The sequence below is a fragment of the Planctomycetaceae bacterium genome, from assembly GCA_039680605.1.
Classification (GTDB): Bacteria; Planctomycetota; Phycisphaerae; order SM23-33; family SM23-33; genus JAJFUU01.
Map to the genome: position 1 here is coordinate 183,125 of JBDKTA010000044.1, position 20,786 is coordinate 203,910.

18 protein-coding genes are annotated in these 20,786 nt (G+C 65.8%); 4 read left to right on the forward strand and 14 right to left on the reverse strand.

Annotated elements, in window-relative coordinates; all coding sequences use genetic code 11:
- Positions 1–23: 23 nt before the first annotated feature.
- From ABFD92_13600 to ABFD92_13640, 9 genes are read right to left on the reverse strand one after another with little or no spacing between them, the layout of a single operon-like run.
- A complete protein-coding gene (locus tag ABFD92_13600; GenBank protein MEN6505573.1) occupies positions 24–1,124 on the reverse strand; it encodes a glycosyltransferase in 1,101 nt (366 codons plus the stop codon).
- Complete coding sequence (locus tag ABFD92_13605) at positions 1,121–2,263, reverse strand: glycosyltransferase (protein ID MEN6505574.1); 1,143 nt, start codon at positions 2,261–2,263, stop codon at positions 1,121–1,123. The genes ABFD92_13600 and ABFD92_13605 overlap by 4 nt, the downstream gene beginning before the upstream one ends.
- Complete coding sequence (locus tag ABFD92_13610) at positions 2,251–3,369, reverse strand: glycosyltransferase family 4 protein (protein MEN6505575.1); 1,119 nt, start codon at positions 3,367–3,369, stop codon at positions 2,251–2,253. The genes ABFD92_13605 and ABFD92_13610 overlap by 13 nt, the downstream gene beginning before the upstream one ends.
- A 10-nt stretch (positions 3,370–3,379) precedes the next feature.
- Positions 3,380–4,342, reverse strand: coding sequence for a zinc-binding dehydrogenase (locus ABFD92_13615; protein MEN6505576.1), 963 nt, complete (start codon positions 4,340–4,342; stop codon positions 3,380–3,382).
- Positions 4,343–4,401: 59 nt separating this feature from the next.
- Entirely contained in the window at positions 4,402–6,459 is a 2,058-nt protein-coding gene (locus tag ABFD92_13620; GenBank protein MEN6505577.1) for a GDP-mannose 4,6-dehydratase, read from the reverse strand.
- 38 nt (positions 6,460–6,497) lie between these two features.
- A complete protein-coding gene (locus ABFD92_13625; protein ID MEN6505578.1) occupies positions 6,498–7,619 on the reverse strand; it encodes an SDR family NAD(P)-dependent oxidoreductase in 1,122 nt (373 codons plus the stop codon).
- A gap of 57 nt (positions 7,620–7,676) precedes the next feature.
- The gene (locus ABFD92_13630) at positions 7,677–7,976 is read right to left on the reverse strand and encodes a hypothetical protein (GenBank protein MEN6505579.1); all 300 of its coding nucleotides are present in this window, start codon (positions 7,974–7,976) and stop codon (positions 7,677–7,679) included.
- A gap of 59 nt (positions 7,977–8,035) precedes the next feature.
- Entirely contained in the window at positions 8,036–8,332 is a 297-nt protein-coding gene (locus ABFD92_13635; GenBank protein ID MEN6505580.1) for a Rho termination factor N-terminal domain-containing protein, read from the reverse strand.
- A 43-nt stretch (positions 8,333–8,375) separates the two neighbouring features.
- Positions 8,376–9,320 carry a zinc-binding dehydrogenase gene (locus ABFD92_13640; protein ID MEN6505581.1) on the reverse strand — a complete coding sequence of 315 codons (945 nt, stop codon included), beginning with the start codon at positions 9,318–9,320 and terminating at the stop codon, positions 8,376–8,378.
- Positions 9,321–9,453: 133 nt separating this feature from the next.
- Between ABFD92_13640 and ABFD92_13645 the strand changes: the two genes are divergently transcribed.
- From ABFD92_13645 to ABFD92_13660, 4 genes are all read left to right on the forward strand, one after another.
- Positions 9,454–10,431: an ABC transporter ATP-binding protein gene (locus tag ABFD92_13645; protein MEN6505582.1), complete on the forward strand. Its 978-nt coding sequence runs from the start codon at positions 9,454–9,456 to the stop codon at positions 10,429–10,431.
- Positions 10,428–11,165 carry an ABC transporter permease gene (locus ABFD92_13650; GenBank protein ID MEN6505583.1) on the forward strand — a complete coding sequence of 246 codons (738 nt, stop codon included), beginning with the start codon at positions 10,428–10,430 and terminating at the stop codon, positions 11,163–11,165. The genes ABFD92_13645 and ABFD92_13650 overlap by 4 nt, the downstream gene beginning before the upstream one ends.
- A 485-nt stretch (positions 11,166–11,650) precedes the next feature.
- Complete coding sequence (locus ABFD92_13655) at positions 11,651–12,454, forward strand: hypothetical protein (protein ID MEN6505584.1); 804 nt, start codon at positions 11,651–11,653, stop codon at positions 12,452–12,454.
- Positions 12,455–12,683: 229 nt separating this feature from the next.
- Positions 12,684–13,328, forward strand: coding sequence for a hypothetical protein (locus tag ABFD92_13660; protein ID MEN6505585.1), 645 nt, complete (start codon positions 12,684–12,686; stop codon positions 13,326–13,328).
- 17 nt (positions 13,329–13,345) lie between these two features.
- Here ABFD92_13660 and ABFD92_13665 read toward each other — a convergent pair whose 3' ends face one another.
- The 5 genes from ABFD92_13665 to ABFD92_13685 all read right to left on the reverse strand — a co-directional run bounded on the left by ABFD92_13665 (position 13,346) and on the right by ABFD92_13685 (position 20,681).
- A complete protein-coding gene (locus ABFD92_13665; protein MEN6505586.1) occupies positions 13,346–13,969 on the reverse strand; it encodes a hypothetical protein in 624 nt (207 codons plus the stop codon).
- Positions 13,966–14,739 carry a nucleotidyl transferase AbiEii/AbiGii toxin family protein gene (locus tag ABFD92_13670; protein ID MEN6505587.1) on the reverse strand — a complete coding sequence of 258 codons (774 nt, stop codon included), beginning with the start codon at positions 14,737–14,739 and terminating at the stop codon, positions 13,966–13,968. The genes ABFD92_13665 and ABFD92_13670 overlap by 4 nt, the downstream gene beginning before the upstream one ends.
- Before the next feature lie 117 nt (positions 14,740–14,856).
- Positions 14,857–15,627, reverse strand: a complete 771-nt coding sequence (locus ABFD92_13675; protein MEN6505588.1) for a hypothetical protein — start codon at positions 15,625–15,627, stop codon at positions 14,857–14,859.
- A 97-nt stretch (positions 15,628–15,724) separates the two neighbouring features.
- Positions 15,725–17,722: a right-handed parallel beta-helix repeat-containing protein gene (locus ABFD92_13680; protein MEN6505589.1), complete on the reverse strand. Its 1,998-nt coding sequence runs from the start codon at positions 17,720–17,722 to the stop codon at positions 15,725–15,727.
- 688 nt (positions 17,723–18,410) lie between these two features.
- Complete coding sequence (locus ABFD92_13685) at positions 18,411–20,681, reverse strand: PEP-CTERM sorting domain-containing protein (protein MEN6505590.1); 2,271 nt, start codon at positions 20,679–20,681, stop codon at positions 18,411–18,413.
- Positions 20,682–20,786: the final 105 nt, after the last annotated feature.

The window sequence follows — 20,786 nt, forward strand, 5'->3', positions numbered from 1 at the left end:
CTATATAGCCGCTGAGGTCGCCTTCACGCATGCACCGGCGAGGCCGTCGCGGCCGCCCCGCGCAGCAGCTTGTCCAGCACGGCGGCGCGGTGCTGGTAGGTGTGCTGGGCTCGCACGCGCTCCAATGCGGCGTTGCCGATCTGCCGCGCCGCCTCCGGCGTGAGCGATTCGACCCATTGGGCCACTTCCTGTCCGTCGCGGGCAACGAGGATCTCCTTGCCCGGTTCGAAGAAGTGGTCGATGCCTTCCCAGTCGTCGCTGATCAGGCACGCCGCGGCGCCGGCGGCTTCGAAGACCCGCGTCGCCGGCGAGTAGCCGTACGCCGCCATGCTCTGACGGCTGATGTTGAGCACGGCGGTGGCCGAGCAGTTGACGGCATTGTGATCGCGCGTGTACACGTGGGCGAGGCGTCGGACGTTGGTCGGCATGGGCTTGTCGTGCCATCCGCTGCCGCCGATCAGGAACGTGCGCTGCGGGAGCATCGCCGCGGGGCGCAGGAAGAACTCCTCCACCCGCGCCTCGCGGTCGGGAAGGCGGTTGCCGATGAAGCTCAGATCGGCGGCGTACTGCTGCTGCCGCTGCGTCGGGTGGTGCGTCTGCAGGTCGACGCCGTTGTAGATCGCCGCGCAGCGCCGGGCGCCCCAGCGCCGGTACGCCCGCGCGACCGGTTCGCCCCCGCCGTAGGTCAGGATCAGATCATAGCGCCCGATCAACGTGGCGAACGGATCGTCCCCGTCGGCTTCGAGGCGGTCGAGCGTCGCCGGGGCGTCGACGTCCCAGAAGATCTTCATCGCCGTGGTGCGCAGGTCCGGCACGGCCGCCTCGAGCAGGTCGTCGAACGCGCCCACGCCGCTGGCCTTAATGATCACGTCGGCGCTGCGCGCCTCGTCCAGGCAGCGCCGCACTGCCGATTCGTCGACGGATGAATACACCACCACGCGCGCCCATGAAGGGTCGGGGATGTCGCGGTGCTGCTGGCGGTCCAGCGCATCCGATTCGTAAAACGTCGTGCGGTGGCCGTACTGGTTCAGGGCCTTGATGATCCCGCGGTAGTACGTGGCGGCCCCGTTCCAGTAGGCCGAAACCAGGCTCGATCCGAACATTGCAGTGCCCAGCGACTTCATGATGCCACCTCGGCCAGTCCGCAGCCGGCGGTGCGACCGGCGCTGTCCTTGAGACTGTTGTAGATGTCGAGCAGTTCGTCCACGCGGTGGGCGCAGGTGTGACGCGCGAGGATGGTCGCGCGGCCGTGGGCGGCCAGGGCGGCGGCCAGAGCCTTGTCTGACAGCAGCAGGCGCATCGCCCGCGTCATCTCCCGCCCGTCGGCGACGCCGAGATAATCCTCCCTGCCGTGAAAGAGATTTTCGGTGTCGCGCCACGGGGCGCAGATCAGCGGCAGGCCGCACGCCAGGGCCTCGAAGACGCGGATGGTCGGGATGCCCGGCAGGGCGGCGGCGTACGGGCGGCGGGGGATGTGTACCGTCATGCGGTAACGTGCCATCACGCGCGGGGCCTCGAAGTTGGGCAGGTACCCGCCATACTGGATCCCCGCCCGCTCCAGCGCCGCCAGCGCCTGCGAAGGGTACCGCACGCCGTAGACCTTCGCCCGCAGACCCAGCGACTGCACCGGACCGAGCAGAAACTCCATCAACTCGGCCGTGCGCTCGTCGTCGCCCCAGTTGCCGATCCAGACCAGGTCGCCCAGCAGGCGCGGCGGTTGCCGCGGCGGGTGGAACAGTCTCACGTCGGCGGCTTCATGCCAGACCCACGCGCGGTCGGTCCAGCGGCGGCGCAGGTACAGGTCGCGGATGACGCGCCCGAACGCCAGCACGCCGTCGTAGTTGGACAGGTCCAGTTGCGCCAGGGCGTCGCGGTCGGAGGCGGCGCGGTGGTGCGTGTCGTGAAACAGCAGGCGAAAGTTCCCGCCGCGGCGAAGACGCCCCAGGGCGGCTATCAGTTCCGGATCGTTCCACTCATGCACGATGACCAGGTCGGCCCCGTCGACCAGCGCGGCGGCGCGCCGCACGACGTTGCCGCGGCGATAGCGCGTGCTCTTGAGCGTCGGATAGGCGGCGCGCATGGCCGCCACGGCCGCCGGACCGGCGTCAGCGAGCAGGTTCGCCAGGCTCCAGTTATCCGCCGGCTCGCAGACGCGCACGCGGTGTCCGCGCGAGATCAGCTCGGCCGCAACGCCTCTGAGAAAATGCGCGTTGCCGTGATTCCAGTCCGACAGCAGTGAATGATAAAACATCACAATACGCATGAGTGCTCCTGGTGGCTGGGGACGCAGACCAGGCGCCCCTGCAGCAGGCGGCGGTACAACGCCAGGTACGACAGCGCCATGCGGACGGCCGTGAATCGCCGCGCCCTCGCCCGCGCCAGGCGCGACAGCGTCACGCGCAGCGGCTCTTCTCCCAGAACGCGGTCGATGGCATAGGCCAGGGCAGTGTCGTCGGCCGGCGGCACGAAAATGGCCGATTGCCCCCAGACCTCGCGCAGCGAGCGGATGTCGCCCAGGATCAGCGCACAGCCGCGCATCGCCGCCTCCAGGGCCGTCAGACCGAACGGCTCGTACCGGGCGGGCAAGACATAGACCGCCGCGCGGGCCATCCACGACAGCAGGTCGGTTCGATCGAGTGGCCCCAGGCACCGCACGCCGTCGACGCGCCCGTCGCGCGTGGCGGCGGGGTGATCGACCGCTCCGGCCAGGTACACCGGCCAGGTCAGCATGCTGGCGGCCTTGGCCAGGGCGGCGGCGTTCTTGGCTTCGTCCCACAATCGCCCGGCCGAAAGGGCCAGCAGTTCCTTGCCGGCGTCGCCGGCGACCGCGCCATCGGCGGCCAGACCGTTATAGATGACCCTGGCCGGCGGCAGGGGCCCGTAGTGGCGGCGGAGCTGCGAGAGCATCGTCAGCGTGGGGGCTACCAGCACGTCGGCGGCTTGCACGCCCTGTCGCACTTTTTCGGCGTAGTCGCGCCAGCGGGCAGGGGCGGGTTGACCTTTGACCGCCTGCCACCACGACAGCACGCACGAGTGCCCGACGACGACGACGGGCCTCTGCCAGGGCAGCGAGGTGTTGCAGTAGTGGTTGAGGTGTACCACGTCCGGGGCGGTCTGGGCTGCGACGCCCAGCAGCCACTGCCCGCAGCGCTCGACGTCGTCCCACGGGTCGTCCATCCACTCGAGCTTGAACTGCCTGCATCGCAGTCGCACGCCCTTGATCGCCGCGGCGGATTCCTGCGCGGCGGTGGGGGGCGGGCCCATCGCGGCCAGCACCACCTCGTGCCCGCGAGCGGCGAACTGAGCGGACAGTTCGATACTGTAGGTCCAGACGCCGCCGACGGTGTCGGTGCTCATCAGGATTCGCATCGGGTCCTCCTCACTGATCCTTCATCATCACCAGCGCCTTGACGAATCCGTCACTGTGCTGGGCCGCCAGCGACAACGCCTCGCCCAGGCTCGACAGCGGAAACACGTGCGTCAGCAGGGGCGTCACGTCCAGCTTGCCCTGCTGCAGCAGGGCCACCGCCTTGCGGATGCCGGCGACTGAAACCTCCACCTGACGCTCATGGGCGTTGATGACGTCCAACCCGCGCCAGTTCCATAACTGCATGTTCACCTGCCGCGGACCGTCCTGGTGATACCCCGCCACCACCAGCCGCCCGCGGACGCCCGTCAGCTCGCCCGCCAGGTCCAGCGGCCACTGGTATCCCGCGGCCTCGATCGTCACGTCGCAGAAGCGCCCGCCGGTGAGGTCCTTGACGCGTTCGATGATCGTGGCGTGGTCGAGCATGGGTACCACTTCGGCGGCTCCCATCTGGCGCGCCAGATCGAGCGAGAACTCGCGCCTCGCGACGGCGATTACGCGGGCGCCGTGCATCGACGCCAGCCGCACCATCAGCGCCCCGAGGAACCCCACGCCGATCACCGCCACCGTCTGGCCGGCCTGAATGCCGCAGCGGTCGAAGATCGTCATCGCGCAGCCCAGGGGTTCGCCGGGGACAGGCATATGATCAAGCTGCCTGGGCAGCGGCACCACCTTTTCGTGATCCGCCACGTCGTACTGCGCATAGGCATGATCGCTGAGCATCGCCACGCGTTGACCGACGGCCAACGCGTCCGCGCTGCTTCCCAGAGAGACGATCGTGCCCCAGCCCTCGTGCCCGAGTTGTCCGGGCTGCATCGGATAATTGAACCAGGGCCGCCCCAGCCACGGCGGCAGATTGGACGCGCAAACGCCGCAACCCTCCAGCCGCACGAGTACCTGACCGGCATCGGGTTTGGGAACCGTCACCTGCTGCAGTTCGACCTTGCCCGGGCTCTGGATCACGGCAGCCATCATCACCGCCGGAACCGGCGCCGGCGAGCGGGTGCCGCGGGGTGGGCTCTGTGTGCGGGTCATCATGAGGCCCTTTCTGAAGCGACAGCGACACTCTCGATCCTGGCGGCGCGCCGCCTCGCGCGCTGGGCGGCGGCCAGCCAGCGGTATAATTTTGTAAGGCCTCTCTCGACGCCGACGGTCGGCTGCCATCCAGTGGCGGCTGTGAATGAGGAAATATCCGACACGTAAAGGCGCTGATCGCCGAGGCGCCAGTAGTGGTAGTCGAGCTGCGGCGCCTGCCCGTGCAGGCGGCCGATCATCTCGATCACCTCCAGCAGGCTGACGGTGTTGGTCGCGCCGCCGCCGATGTTGAAGGCCCTGCCGGACAGGCGATCGATGTCCCCTTGGGCCGCCAGCATCGCCGCGACCAGGTCATCCACATAGAGCACGTCGCGCACCTGTTTGCCGTCGCCGTAAATATGCAGCCGGCGGTTGTTGAGCGTCGTGAGCAGAAAATGCGCCAACCAGCCCTGGTCCTCGTTGCCCATCTGGTGCGGACCGTAAATGCAGCTCATGCGGAAGACCACCGTCGCAAGACCGAAGGAGCGGGCGTAGTCCAGCACATACTGGTCGGCGGCGCCTTTGCTGCAGCCGTAGGGGCTGTAGAAGTTCAGCGGCTGATCCTCGCTGACGCCGCGGCGGCGCTGCGGGTTAAGGGGCGCGTAGCGCGTGCCCGCCGCCACCAGGGCCATGTCTTCCAGGCTTCCGTAAACTTTATTGGTGGAGGTATACAGCAGCGGCGGAGGGTTGTCGCAGGAACGGATGGCTTCTAAGATATTCATCGTGCCGACGACATTGACGTCCATGTCCTGGCGCGGTTGATCGAGGCTGCTGGTGACGGCCACCTGGGCGGCCAGGTGGTAGACCGCGCGGCACTGGCGCACGAGGCGCTGCATGGCGTAGGCGTCTCGCACGTCGGCCAGTTCGACCTGCACGTCCTGTCCGTGGCGGCGGCGCAGCCAGGTGAGGTTGCCTTCGACCCCGTGGCGCGAAAGGTTGTCGACCAGCAGCACGCGGTTGCCCTGGCGCAGCAGGGCATCGGCCAGGTTCGTGCCGATGAACCCCGCCCCCCCGGTGATCAGGACGGGGCGGTTCTTGCGCCGGCCGCCGTTGAACGACGCCCTCTCGGTCAACCACGTGTGACGCCGCAGACCCGACAGACCCTGGTTCGCCAGCAGGCGGTACAGCAGCTTGGGTTCGCCATAGGGGTCCTTGAGACCGAAGAAGTACTCGCGGTCGTCCATGTGGAACCCCTGCGGCGTGGCCGCCTCGGGGTGAAGGTCGTGCAGGGAGTACCAGTAAACCCGCTGGGCCGGCGCCGCCAGCGCCAGGAAGAACTGGCGCAACTGCTCGCGATGCTCGTGCCGCCAGGCGGGGAACCCCGTCTCGGTTATCCAGATCTGGGCCTTATTCTTGTGCTTGTCCAGTACGCGCTGCACTGAGTCGATGCCGTCCTGCCACCCATGCCAGACATAGTCGAAGCTGGCCGGAAACCCGTGGACGCCCACGACGTCAATGTGCTCCATCACCCCGCGATCGAAGATCATCTCCAGCCAGTTGGCGTCGATCGGGCTCATCCCGCCCAGGACCGTCTTCTTGCCCCGTCGGCGCGCCCAGTACGCCGCAGACCCGATCGTCTGGCCCAGCAGCGTCGCGTCGGGGTCCTGCGTCATGTCCCAGTAGGCGGTGCTGTTGGGCTCGTTCCACAACTCGACGTACTCGAAGTAGCGGCCGTACCGCGTGATCATCACGTCGATGAAATCGGCATAGGCCTTGGGACGCCGCGGAGGGCTGGTGATGTCGGCCTTGCGACCGCACGACGGCGGGGTGAACACGAAACAGGGCATGAGGCTGCAGTCTTTGCCCAGGGCGGGGATGAGAAAGTCGAACCAGTCCGGACCTTCCGGAAGCATCCAGTCGGCCCAGGAGATGCCGGTGCGGATGTGATGGACGCCCAGGGCCTTGAGGTCGGCCAGGGCCTGGCCCACCCTCTGCCGCTCGCCGACGCGAAACCACTCGACGACGCCGAGCCGGTTGCTCTGTAAAGCGGCGTTTGTCAGCGTTGACAAATCCTGCATTTCCCCGTTTCCGTTGCCGGACTTAGAGTGGTTGCCTTTCATATCGTCAGCCCCCGCTGGGCCAGCTCGCTGCGCATGGCCTCGACGTTGTCCTGCGCGGCCTGAGTGCTCAGCCACTGGGCCAGTTCCTCCAGGCCCTGGTCCAGGGCGACCTGCGGGCGGTAGCCCAGCACGTCGGTGGCCAGCGAGATATCGGCAAAGCAGTGTCGCACGTCTCCGACGCGGTATTGCCCGGTGATCTGGGGGGCGATGTCGGGCCGCCCTGTCGCTTCGGCCATGCGCGCCGCGGCCTCGGTGACGGTGTACTGTCGCCCGCTGGCGATGTTGAACGTCATGCCCGCCGCCCGCGGCGATTCCAGCGCCAACCGGCTGGCGCGGGCCACGTCGTGGATGCTCACGAAGTCGCGCTGCTGCAGGCCGTCTTCAAAGATCAGCGGCGCCTTGCCGTTGAGCAGCCGCGAGGCGAAGATCGCCAGTACGCCGGTATAAGGATTGGACAGCGCCTGCCTCGGCCCGTAGGTGTTGAAGAACCGCAGCGCCACCGCCTCGAATCCGTACGCCTGAGCGACGATCAGGCACATGCGCTCCTGGTCGTACTTGTTGACGGCGTAGACGCTGTTGAGGGCGGGGGTTTTGGCCTCGTCGGTCGGCACGGGCGTGAGCGCCTGACCGTCGCCTTGGGAGTCGAAGAGTTCCCACCGCCCCTGGCGCAGTTGCTCGAGCGTGCGCGAGCAGTCGGACCGCCGCCGCCCCGTCGGCGTGATGTAGAGCCCCTCGCCGTAGATGCTCATGCTCGATGCCACGATCAACCGCTCAACCGGCGCCTGCGCCAGCGCCTCGAGCAGTACCGCCGTGCCGCGAATGTTCGTGTCGACGTACTGCTCGATCTGGTACATGCTCTGGCCGACGCCGACGATGGCGGCGAAATGGAAGACCGCGTCGACGCCCTCGAGGGCGCGGCGAACGGCCGCCGCGTCGCGCACGTCGCCGACGATGAGGTCGACCTCACGCGAAAGGTAGTCCGGTCGGGCGCCGCCATGCACCTGCGGCACGAGACTGTCCAGCGCCCGCACGGCGTATCCGCTGCGCAGCAACTCGTCGGCCACGTGCGAACCGATAAAACCCGCTCCCCCGGTAATCAGCACTGTCTTGCCGGCCATGCTCCCCCCTTGCGCGGCGCGTGAGGCGCCGCCGCTGCGCCCGGCGATGACGCCGTCTTAGCGGATGTCGGCCGTCTCGCGCTTTACAAACTTCGAGAACCGGCTGATCTCCCCCTCGCTGGTGCGGTCCTGATAGACAAAGGCCAGGTCCGCCTGGTCGAACTTGCGGAAGAACTCGTCCCACGAGATGCGGCGCAGGCTCTCGCCGCCGCTGTAGCCGGGAAAGTCGATCCGCAGAACACCGGCCTCGCCGCCTTCTTCGGTGGTCTCGACCGTGGCGGGAAATCCGCCGCGCTCTTCAACCCACTGGCGAATGTCATCGTGGTCCGTCGTGGTGTGTGAACTCTTGCTGCTCATGGTAACCCCCTTTGGCGAATTATATGCAAGGGTCGGCGGCGCCGCCTGCGGCCGCGCCGTCATTGTTTCTTCTTCACCGCCTCGACCAGTTCAGACTTGCTCATCGTGCTGCGTCCTTTGATGTCCAGGTCGCGGGCCTTGTTGTAGAGTTCGGCCTTGGTGCGATCCTCCAGGCCCTGTCTGGGATTGCCCGTTCCCTGGGTGCGTTTGTTGGGCGTTCGCCCTTCCTGCCGCCGTTCCTTATTGACGGTTCTGGCGGCGATCTGCTTGGCGCGTGTTTCGCCGCGCCCGCGATCGAGCGAGCTTTCCTTGATGTGTTCGTACTGGCGCCGGTCTTTGTCGGTCCACTTGCCCATGGTGTTCCTCCTTAAGAATGCACATGGGAATCATAGACGGTCGCTAACCGAACAGCAGCACGCCCTTGATATATCCGCCCGGGCGGGCGACGGAGAGCTCCATTGCTTCCTGCACGCGCTCAACCTGATGGCGGTGCGTGATCAGAGGCGCCATGTCGAACACGCCGCGCTCCAGCAGCGTCAGCGCGCGGGCCATCGAGTTGATGTTGTGGTCGGTCCCGATCCCCGGGGCGCTGTTGAGCACCGTCAACCCCTTGATGTGCCAGACGCCCAGGTCCAGCTCGCGCGGTTCGTGGTGCCAGGCGAAAATCGACAACCGCCCGCCCGTGCGGCAGAAGTCGCCGGCCGAGCGGATCGCCGCCGGCGCCGCGGCCGCCTCGACCACCAGGTCGAACTGCCCGTCGCGGAGCGCCGCCAGACGCGCGTCGCCGGCCGGGGTGCCGATCTGGATCGTCTCGGTGGCCCCGAACGACCGGGCCAGTTCGCAGTTGGCCGCTTTAAGGTCGGCCACCACCAGTTCGCCCAGCGGATACCGCGCCAAGCCCTGAACATTGAGCAGGCCCATATAGCCCGCCCCCAGCACCAGCACCCGGTCGCCCGGCGTGATGGTGTAGCTGTACAGCGCGCTGACGACGCAGGCGGCCGGCTCGACAATGTATACCGACGGGTCCGCCGGCGGTCGCACGAAGCGGTTGGCGTGTGCGGCCGTCAGATTCTGGTGCGAACTCCAGCCGAAGCAGTTGACGTAGTCGCCCTCGACGAAGCCCTTGACGCCGGCGGGCACTTTCGTCACCACACCCACGCCCTCGTGCCCGATCGCCCGCGGATAGTGCGTGTGCTGCCTGCCGTCAAACAGGCTCGTGTCGCCCATGCAGATTCCATTGGCCAGGCACTGCACCTGGATCTGATCGCCCGCCGGATCGGGGCAGTCCCACTCGCGTAACTCGCACTTGCCCGGGGCCGTGAAGAACACCGCTAATGATTTCACGCATCGCTCCTGGAGGAATACCGGCGTCATTTTTACGGGGCGCGTGGGCGGGAGGTTCTGCAATATTCGTGCGCCCCTGGCGCGATTTCCTGACGGTTGCCCCGCGGCGGCGTTGGGGCTAGAATCGGCCTTCGTGCCAACCACGATCATAGAAGCGCGCGACCTGGCCAAGCGGTTCGGCGACGTGCAGGCCGTCGCCGGCGTCGACTTCGACGTCGCTGAGGGCGAGGTCTTCGGATTCCTCGGGCCCAACGGCGCCGGCAAGACCACCACCATCAACATGCTCACCGGTCTGGCCAGACCCACCGCCGGCACGATCCGCATCGCCGGGGTCGACTGCTCGAACAATCGCAAAGCCGCCCAGCATCTGATGGGCATCGTGCCCGACGAGAGCAACCTCTATCCCGAGCTGACCGGGTACCAGAACCTCTGCTTCTGCGGGGCCCTGTACGGCATGACCGGCCCCGCACGCCAGCGGCGGGCGAGGGAGCTCCTGGAGCGATTCGGCCTGGCCGACGTCGCCGATCGCAGCTTCGCCGCGTATTCCAAGGGCATGAAGCGAAAACTCACCATCGCCGCGGGCATCATCCATCAACCGCAGATCCTCTTCCTGGACGAACCGACCACCGGAATCGACGTCGCCAGCGCCCGCCAGATCCGCCAGCTCCTGGCCGACCTCAATGCCGCCGGAACCACGATCTTCCTCACCACGCATTACATCGAAGAGGCCCAACGACTCTGCGGCCGCATCGCCTTCATCGTCAAAGGACGCGTCGTCCGCACCGACACCGTGGCCAACCTGATGGCTCAAGCGGACGGTCGCCACGTGGTGCATGTCGCCGTCTCCAACAGCGCCGCCGACCTGTGCGAGGCGATCGCCCGGGAGTTTCCCGCCCTGGCGTGCCGGTCGGCCGGGCAGGGAGGCATCCGCGTCGAGTCGCCCCAGCCCGTGCGCGTCGGGCCGCTGGTGCGATTCCTCGAAGACCGCGGGGCGGAAGTCGCCGAGGCCCGCAAGGTTCAGCCCTCGCTCGAAGACGTCTTCGTCGCCGTCACGGGCATCGAGGCCGACGCAATGAAACGCGAGAAGGAGAAAGCGGGGGCGTCGTCATGAAGGCCTGGATCGCGTTCTGGAACATCATGCTCAAGGACCTGCGGACCTACTACCTCAAGCCGCCCAATATCAGTTGGGGGCTCATCTTTCCCCTGGCCTGGACGGGCATGTTCTTCATCCGCTCCGGCGCCGGCCTCGGGAGCATCCCCGCACTCCTGCCCGGCGTGATGGCCGTCTCGGTGCTGTTCGGCACGACCAGCCTGTTGGCCGTGACCGTCACCTTCGAAAAGAAAGGCCGATCTTTCGACCGCCTGCTGCTGGCGCCGGTGTCGCTGGAGCTGTTGATGCTGGCCAAGACTTCCGGGGCGATTCTCTTCGGTCTGGCCAACGCCTTCGTTCCCGTCGCCATCGCCGCGTTCCTGGCCGACCTTTCGGGCGTGCAGTGGGGCATGCTCATTCCTGCCGTGGCACTGATCGCCATCAGCTCGACGTTCCTGGGACTCTTCGTCGCGGTGTCCGTCAAAGAGGTCTTCGAAGCCCAGTCGTTCTCGAACTTCTTCCGGTTCCCGATGCTCTTCCTGTGCGGGCTGTTCTTTCCCATCGAGCAGTTGCCACTCTGGCTCAAACCGCTCTCATACGCTTTGCCGCTGACCTACGGGGCCGACATCCTCCACGCGGCGATCCACCGCCCGCCCAACATGCCCCTGGCGTTGGATTTCGGCGTGCTGGCGGCCTTCTGCGCCGCCCTGTTCGCGATGAGCCTCAAGAACATCCGCCGCAAGTGGATTCTCTAGGACGCCGCCCGCTGTGAGTCGCCACGATTCGCCGCTTGCGGATTGGCGATTTCGGGTGCGCGAGCTTCCTATTTTGGGGACCTGCAGAGCACCATCTGACGAGGGCGGTACCGGAAACCTATATTACATGCCCCACAATTGCCCGTTCCTTGTCAGTCTTGGGCATACCATAAACACTTATTAATCAAAGACTTAACACATTACGCCGCCTCGGTCGGCGTCAGGGCAGACAAGGTCGCCGCCCCTGCCGCTTGCGGCTTGGCAGTTATCTTTCCCCGAACCTCCAGACTTCCCCCGCCCATGCGTGTCCGAACAGAGAATCTTTCCCCTCCGGCGAGATTGTTTGACAACCGCGCCGCAAGTGTTAGCATGAAACGCGCCTGCTCCGGCGGATTGTCGGAGAGGATTCTCGTCTTAGTCTGGGCTGTCAACCGGCGCGGGCAATGGGTCCGCGGCGGATCGAAAAATCTCTTGAGGAGAGACCCATGAAATCGGCACGATGGTTGTTCGTTGTAGTGGCGGTGGCGGCTTTGGCGGCCGGCGGATGCAAGGATAAGTCCAGCACCACCACGCCCTCCGGCGGCACAGAGGCCAAGCCCGCCGCAAAGGCGGCACCCAAGGCCAGCGTGAATCTGGATACGCCCAAGGCCACCCTGGAGAGCCTGGACAAGGCCGTGCGGGCGATGGACGTCGACGCCATCACAGCCTGCGCCGCCCCGGAGTACCAGAAGCCCGTGGGCGTCATGATGGCTACGCTGAAAGATATTCAGGCCAAAGAGGCCTCGGCCCGTAAAGCCGTCACCGAGAAGTTCGGCAAAGAAGCGGCCGATGCAACCTTCCAGAACAGCATGTCCGCATCCGACACCCCGCTGAAGGGCGCCATGGAAAACGGCAAGGTTAATTGGGAAAAGGTCGTGATCAAGACCGAAGGCGACGCCGCCACCGTCGAGATCGCCGGCAAGGCCGACGACGACCTTAACATGAAGAAGATCGGCGGCAAGTGGTACGTCGTGCCCAATGAGCCCGCCGCCGAGATGGCCAAAAAGGCCGAACAGGCCAAAGCCATGATGAGCAAGATGGGCGAAGCCTACGCCAGCTTTGAAAAGCAGGTCCGCGACGGCAAGGTCGAAAAAGACAAGCTCGGCGACACGCTCGCCGGTGAGATGATGAAAACCATGACTCCCCCCGCCGCCCCAGGCGCCCCCGCCGCCCCGGCCACCCCTGACGCTCCGGCCATGCCCGCCGCCCCGGCCACCCCTGATGCTCCGGCCGCGGCTCCCGAGGAATAATCCCAGCAGTTGAAAAGACACCCCGCGTGGCGAGGGCAGACCGCCCCCGCCACGCGGTTTTTGTTTGGGATTTCATTGCGGAGAATCTGGCGCTGCGCTCGGCTGCGGCATTACAGAGAGCATACAACCCGATCCGCCGGTGCTTGATCGGTCACGATGTCTGTGGTAGCGTCCGCGCACGGCAGGCGGGCGGCCTCCTGCTATGGACCTTTTCTCAGGAGATTAGCACATGGTGCGTATCGGACTGGGGGTTGCTGTGGTCGGGGTGGCGGTGCTGGCAGTGGGCTACAGCCAGTACAAGAGCAGTAAAGGGGCCAGCACCGAGCCGGTTCGGGTGACGCTGGAGGAACTGGAGGCGGGGACCGCCCCGCCCAGCGCGCATCTGAAACTTGGTCCGCACGTGCGGCTGTATCCACTATGCGTGTATTCCTATGAGTTTCAGCCTGGCGGCCCTGGACCCAAGACCAAGGTGAACTACATCTTCTATCCCGTTGTCTCGCAGAATCATCCGTATCTCAAGCTGTTGGCCCAAGGCGCCGAGAATGCCCAGCTCAAGTCCTTCGCGGTGCTGGTCAAGACCGACAGTTTCAGGAGCGTCGGGGCGATCCCGAATTATGACGCCGAAAGTCCCTCGCTGCAGGGGCTGGTGGTCAACACCCTGCTCTCCGATGATGACCGCAGGGCTATTCGGGATGTCTGGAAACTCGACGAGTCGAAGCTGGTGATCCTGGCGGAGGGGCGCAAACCCGCGTACAAGTGGCTGATGGGTGGCGGAATCGCGGCGATCGCCTTGGGAGTGCTGCTGATCCTGGTCAAGCTCTTCAAAGGCCATGGCGACGCCTTCCCGACTCTTGAGACTCCGTCCATGGATTAACCACCCGCGGCCATCCCTCAGCGCTCGAACCTGCTCGGGCCAGTGTGGCGAGACGGCAGCGTCTTCTTCAGCCAGCGCTGGACGGATAGCGGGTATCGCTGGCAGACGCGCTGGAGTATTGCGGCGTCGAGCGTCTCCAGGTTGCGGAGGGTCACCAGGGTCTGCGGCAGCAGGCCCTGGCGCAGCGTGAGGCAGACGAAGTCGCACAGGGCCTGCTCGGGCGGGGCGACCACGCCGGCGGCGGGGGGGGTATAGAGGGCGCGGTTGACGCAGACGAAGACCAGGCGGCCCAGCGGCGTGGTCCTGACGCGCGAGCGGTTGTGGCGGCGGGTAGTGAAGCACGTGATCTCGCGCACCGCCTGCGTCACCAGGCCGTAGCGATGCAGGGCGTACAGGCCGGTGATGTAGGCATTCGAGTCAAGCGTCGCCAGCAGCGCGTCAACCGTCACGTCCGCGCCCAGACCGTAGCGGCCCGCGGCGTAGCGCACCATCCGCCCATCCTTGACCAGGCGGGTAACCGTCGTCCGCAAGACCGGCAGCGAACAGCCGGCCGCGTTGGCCAACTCGGTGGCGGTAAAGACCGTCTTGCCATGCATCCGCCGCTGCGATTCCAGATATTCCTGCAGGCGACGCCAGGTCATGGGGGACACCTCGACAAGGCCAGCTTCTGCTCCAGTGTGCCCAACACCGCATCGAGAATCATCTCCCCGCCGCCGCTGCAGCGGATGTTCGCGGCCGCCGGTTCATCGATCTGGGCGGCTACCACCGCATCGATCGACCGGGCATGGTAGCGGCGGCTGTCGTGCAGGCTGGCGATGCGCTGGGCGGCGTGCGATTGAAGGCCGAGGCGGGCGAGCTTTTCTGTCACGCGCGTGTCGCTGTCGGCGGCGAGGTGGTCGGCCAGGAGGAACACGTCCACCAGGTCGCGATGCTCGATCACCGGCCGCCCCAACAGGGCGATGACCTTGCTCTCGATCATGTCGGCGTCGCTGAGCGTGGAGTACACCGTGCCGCCGGCGGTGCGAACGGCCGGGGCGTCCAGGCGGATGACGCGCGTGATCTCGACGGGGATCTCGATGCGACTGCCCGGCGCGTCGCGCCAGAAGGCCAGGTTCACCACGCGCAGCGAGGGGGCGTCGGCAAGTTCACCCGTGCCCGCCTGCGCGCTGCCTTGGTACCCCATGCGGCTGCGAATGTCCGGCAGCAGCCGACGGTTACACAGGTCGATGATCTCCTGTTGTTTTTGATCGAGATCTCCTTCCCAGGCATAGTCGATGTCCTGCGACACGCGCGGGCTGCCGTCCAGCAGGCGATATCGAAAGCCGCCAATGAGATGCAGCCGATGCCCTGCCGGGCTGCCGGCCAGCAATTTCGCCACAGTCCGCTGGATGGTCTCGGTTACTTCGCTCATGTAGATTCTGTCGGCTATTACATGTAACAAGTATAAACATAAATGTTAAAAATCGTTACTCATTCCGAGGCCGTCGCTGCCTCGGTCCCGGCGACAATCTCCTCTGCCACGCAGAATCTATTTGCGCGGCTGGCTCGCAGGCGCGGCCGGGGCTTCGCCTAGCTTGGCGTATGAGCCCAAGAACTCGCTCTTGCCTTCTGCATCCACTACTTCAAAGCGCCGAACAAATCCGTCGGCCGCATCGACGGCAAAACGCCACGTCTCTCGCGGCCTCTGCGGGTGCTCCACCTGCGCCTGTGCCGGCGGCGCGGCAGGCCTTTGCCCATCCGGGAACTTGAACGCATCTTCGTCAGGAGAATGACCGAGCGTCAACTCCCCTCTATCGGCAATCACCTCCCCGACATCGCCCAGCGGCGCCGACCGACCCGAAGGCGCACCCTCGATCAATATACACGCCCGCCCGTCAACGACCGCCGTGCCTGTCACTCGGATCGATGCATCGTCCAGAACAGCCAGCGGAGACATGCCAGCCGCCGCATAACCGACCACTTGCCCCAGCAGTGTCGAGACCAGTCCTCCCGCGGCCAGGTCGAGAGAGTGCCCCACCCAAGGGGCCGGTGCCGAGGCCGCCGGCGCGCTGGCGGCAGAAGCCTGAGCCCGGCGTCGCACCGTGAGAACGTAGTGGCCGCTCAAGACCCCGGACTTCAGCGTGACCTTTGCTGTCCGCTCCTGCGCGGCTTCGTACGCCCGCAGCAGGGCCAGTACCCGCTCCTGCTGCCCTTGCTCTTGCTGCGACTGCAGCGGCCGCGCCGCCGGCCCATGACACCCGCCCGCAAAGGCACCGATCAGCACGGCCGCGCCGACTCTCGCTGAGACTGCAATTCTCATAAGTGCCCCTTTCCATACGATGCCCAATCGCCGCCCAGGCATTTAGCATCACTATCTGAGACGATCCTGCGGCCAATTACTTCTGAGAAATTGAAAATTAATGGGTCGGCTGACCCTGTTGTTCCGTGTGGCGTCGCGGGCCGATCTGGTCGAAGGGGATCGGCTTGAAAGCGGGGAGCTTCTTGAAGACTTCCGACGCGGGCGCCAGCGGCAACTTCGGGGCGGTCTTGAGCACCAGGTTGTCGCTGACGGTGCCGTAGCGGGTGACTTCGCCGGCCAATTGCATCGCCCCGGCGGCGGCGATCACGTTGTGGCGGACGACGTTGCCCTTGGGGCTTCCCGGCTCGTCGCCCAGCAGCGTCAGCAGTGGGGGATACTTCGTCGACCAGGGCGGGGTCTTGTAGGGCATGTCGGTCAGGCGCTTGGGCATCACGCCGTCTTTGCCCACGTGGTGCTTCATCCACCCCAGGCCGCGGTTGTCGAAGGCCAGCGACGCCGGGCAATCGACCACGAGGTTGTTCTCGATGACGTTGTCGCGCCCGCCGCCGATCTGCAGCGCCCGCTGCACCTTGACGAACACATTGCCCCGCACGATCGTCCCGCTGGCGCAGTCGTCGAGGTACACCCCCTGCGCCCCGTAAACGCCCGGGCCCTTGACGTCGTGAATGTAATTGTGGCGGATCACGTTGCCCCGCACGGTCCAGTCGCGGCCGGTGTAGATCACCCCCACGTCGCCGGTCTCCTGGCAGACGCTGTGGAACTCGTTGAACTCGATGACGTTCTCGTTGCCGCCGAAGAGCACCGCGCAGTGCGGGGCGTCGTGGATCAGGCTATGCGACACCCGGTTGCCCACGCCCTGCAGCGACACCGCCGGGGCGTACGTCCGCTGCAACCGCGAGAAATGGTGAATGTGGTTGTCGGCCGCCCAGTTGCCCGCCGGCGTGAGCGTCTTGCGGTCGCCGCCGGCGATGCTGATCCCCACCGTGCCGGTATTGCTGATCTGGCAGCCGCCGACGCCATGGTCGGTCCCGCTCGCGATGACGACGCCCGCGCGGCCGGTGTTGCGGATCTGGCACCCGCTGATGCGCACGCCCTGGCCGCCTTCGATCATGACGGCCGCGTTGCGGCAGGCCTCGAGCGTCAGGCCTTCCACCGTGACGTGGCTGGCGCCGCTGAGTTTGATCAGCGGCTCGGTCAGCAGCGAGAGGACCACCTCGCCCGAGGCCAGGTCCGCCGGCGGATGGAAGTACAGCCGCAGGCCCTTGGCGTCGAGATACGACTCGCCCGGCGCGTCGAGCTCTTCCAGAAGATTGATCGCAAAGTACCGCCGCTTGCCGCTGCCGCCGATGCCGTAACCGTGCGGCGCCGCCAGCGCGATCGTCTTTTTGTCCGCATCGATGGACTTGATGCGGAGGGTTTCGTCAGCCCAGTCGTGGCACCAGTAGCCGCTCAGCCACACGCCGGCCGAGGCGTTCCATGCCGCCGGGCGCGGGTCGGAATACTGGAACACGCCTCCGCCGCTGCCGCTGACGGGCCCGGCGAACATGGCGCGCTTGGCCCCGGCGCTGATGACTTTCTCGATGGTCACCCAGCCCTTGTTGGGCCAGCGGGCCACCTGCATCGGCTGGGCGTCGAAGAACAGCTCGGGCATGCCCGAGCCGCCGCGGGTCTTGTCCGGCCAGACGGGCAGGTTCTTGACGCCCAGGGCGGCCAGGTCGGCGACGAGAATCTTTCGGGCGGCGGTGCGGTGCAGCCGCGCGCGGTCGGGGCCGTCGGCGGCAGGCTTGAACGCCGCGGCGGGAACCACGATCCCGCCGATCAGCCGTGCGGGCTTGCCCGCGCCCGCGCAGTAGCGCACGGGCGCCTGGGCGGTGCCGCTGTCGGCGTCAGTCAGTTCCAGGCCACGGGAGATCGGATAGACCCCGGCGTTGACGCGCACCGTCGCGCCGGCGAAGCCCGGCTGGCGCTTGGCCAGGCGAACCGCGTCGCGTGCGTGCTGCAGCGAGGCGAAGGGCTTGTCAGCCGTGCCGGGATTCTCGTCGCTGCCTCGCGGTGACACATGGTAAACGACCTGGCCTGGCAGCAGCGTGCTCATGAGCAAGACTCCAAGAAAGGCCCCGGTGATGATCCGCACGAGTCTTCTGCCGGCGCGGCGCCCGCAGCAGGGCGTGACCTTTCCGTCCGCCTGCACGTATAAGGAACTCCACGCGATCGCGCACTTCATCGTTACGCCTCTGTGCCCTGAAAGGAAAGATAAACGTGCCGGCACTGTATCAGCCCCGCCAGGTCAATTCAAATGGCGAAATGGCCGGACCGCAAGCTCATAATCACCTTAGCCTGAAGACTGCATGAACCGCAGAGTACTTGACGCGGCCTCGCTTCGCTCGGCCGCAACAAAAGTTTCCGCCGCCGACGCCATTGCTCAATTTCGCCGGCCGCCGTCGCCGTGGGACCCCAGGCCCCAAGCCGGCCCCCCATGTGCCTCCGTTTGGGGCCTGCCCACGACGCCGGCGGCCTTGCCGTGCTTCACCCAAGCGCCGGAGCCTATCTGCCCGAAGCCCAAAAGGGATAAACTTCGGGGTCTGGGGCGGAGCCCCAGTATCTTGCCAGAAAAACACGACGTTACACCTTTGCTATGCAGAGTAAGTCTTTTCATTCAAAAACCTCTGCGGTCTCTGCGACCTCAGCGGTGAAATATCGGGTCAGTTCGGAGTCTATGAAGGCGCGCAAAAAAGCTCCGAGGAGCAGGTGCTCCCCGGAGCTTGATTGTCTACTGCGACTCGTCAGGCACGGCGACGGCGAATCAGCACGCCGGCCGCTCCGAGAACCAGCAGCGTCATCGTCGCCGGCTCGGGGATGGTGGAGACGTAGCCGACGTACGTGTAGCCGTCGTCGGCGTTGTAGAAGATGCTCACATCAACCGGAGCGCCGCTCCAGGTCAGTGTGCCGGCGGTCTGGTAGCCTTCCAGCGTGGTCACGCGGTCGCCCAGCCATCGGAACGCCCAGTCCAGGCCGGCCACTTCCTTGTTGTCGAACAGCAGGTCCAGCAGGGCGCCGCTGCCCATGCTGAAGGTGTTGCCGTCGAGGCTCAGGCCGTCAAGCTGGTTGAGCCCCTGCATGACGCGAAGGATATTGTCGCCGTTATGCAGATAGATCCCGTTGCCGACGGTGCCACCGGCAACCTGGCCGATGCTGTTTTCATATACCTGCAGGTTGCTGCTGACGAACACCATGCCCGTGCCGTCGCTGGTGCCGGCGCCGTTGCCGCCGAAATCGACGTTCGGAGAGGTCAGGGAATGACCGTTCATCTTCAACAGCCCGATATGGCCGTTGTCATTGCCGCCGCCGACGCGGAAGGACTCTGACAGCACCATGTCCGCCCCGAGCGACAACTCGCACGAGTCGACCTGGACCTGATTGGTGACGTTGCCGGTGGCGGCGGTGGATGCCTTCGAGTAGACGCTCTCGCTGCCGTTCCAGTAACTGCCGTTGACCTGCAGGTATTTGCAGGTATCGCCGGCGATCAGGGAGATATTCGAGCCTTCGTTGACCTGAATCCAGTCGGTGGCCGTCAAGACTTCGTCGGCCGATGAACGCTCGATGGTGCCGGCGCCATTGCCGCCGAACTGAATGTTCGGAGCGCTGATGCTGTGGCCATTCATCTTCACCACGCCCAATGTGTTGTTGTCATTGCCGCCGCCGACGCGGAACGACTCAGACAGCACCACGTCCGCACCGAGGGTCAGTTCGCACGAATCGACCTGAATCCAGTTGGTGACGTTGCCGGTGTCGGCCGTCGTGGCCTTGGAGTAGACCTGTTCACTCCCGTTCCAGTAGCTGCCCCAGACCTGCAGATACTTGGTGGTGTCGCCGGCGATCAGGTTGAGGCTCGATCCTTCGGAAACTCCGATCCAGTCGGCGATCAGGACTTCGCCAGCCGCTGAGCGGTCGATGGTGCCGGCGCCGTTGCCGCCGAGCTGAATGCTCGGAGCCGTGATGCTGTGGCCGTTCATCTTCACCACGCCCAGCGTGTTGTTGTCATTGCCGCCGCCGACGCGGAATTGCTCATTGAGCACCACGTCCGCACCGAGGGTCAGTTCGCACGAATCGACCTGAATCCAGTTGCTGACGTTGCTCGTGGCGGCCGTGGAGGCCTTGGCATAGACGCTCTCGCTGCCGTTCCAGTAGCTGCCCCAGACCTGCAGATAGTTGCAGGTGTCGCCCGCGATCAGGTCGACGTTCGAACCTTCCGAGATTCCGATCCACTGGGCCGTCATGACTTCGCTGGCCAGTGAGCGTTCAATGCGGCCGGCGCCGTTGCTGCCGAACTGGATGTTCGGGGCATTGATCGAGGAGCCGTTCATCTTCACCACGCCCAGGGTGTTCTGGTCATTGGCGCCGCCGACGCGGAACGACTCAGACAGCACCATGTTGGCCCCGAGCGTCAGTTCGCAGGAATCAACGGCCACCCAGTTGGTGACGTTGCTGGTGGCGGTGGTCGAGGCCTTGGCGAAGATGCTCTCGGAGCCGTTCCAATAGCTGCCCCAGACCTGGAGGTACATTGAGGTGTCGCCGGCGCCCATGGCGAAATCGGTGCCTTCGGTCACGCCCAGCCAGTTGGTGACATTGATCTGGCCGGTGGTCCGGTTGACCACGGCCGGGCCGCCGTCGCCGCCGAGGGTCATGTTGCTGCCCACGGCAAGCGTTTGGTCAACGAGATCAAGTGTGCCGCCGCGCCGGACGTTGACGTCGCCGGTAGTGGTCAGCCCAATCCCGCCGCTGAGCGTCAGGGTTCCGCCGGTGCGGATCTCCAGAGAGTTGAGCTCTCCCGTGGCGTCGGCATCGTAATCGACAGCCGCCTGGATGTAGGCGTTGTCGCCCGCGACGGGCCCGGTATCCCCGGCGCTGGGAGCCCAGGTGGCCTGCGGGTCGGTGCCATTGTTGGTCCAGTTGCCTGTACCCGTGGCGGTGAAATTTCCCGCCCATGCCGGGCCTGCGATCAATCCCGCAACCAGCAGGACTGCCGCCACCACGCCAAAATGCTTCTTCACCATCTGACCGCTCCTTTATCAAGGACCATCCGTTTACCGGCAGCGGCAGCACACCTGCCGAACCGGAAAATGCCGATGTTTGTGAATCTGGTAAAAAACGTCAGGGCT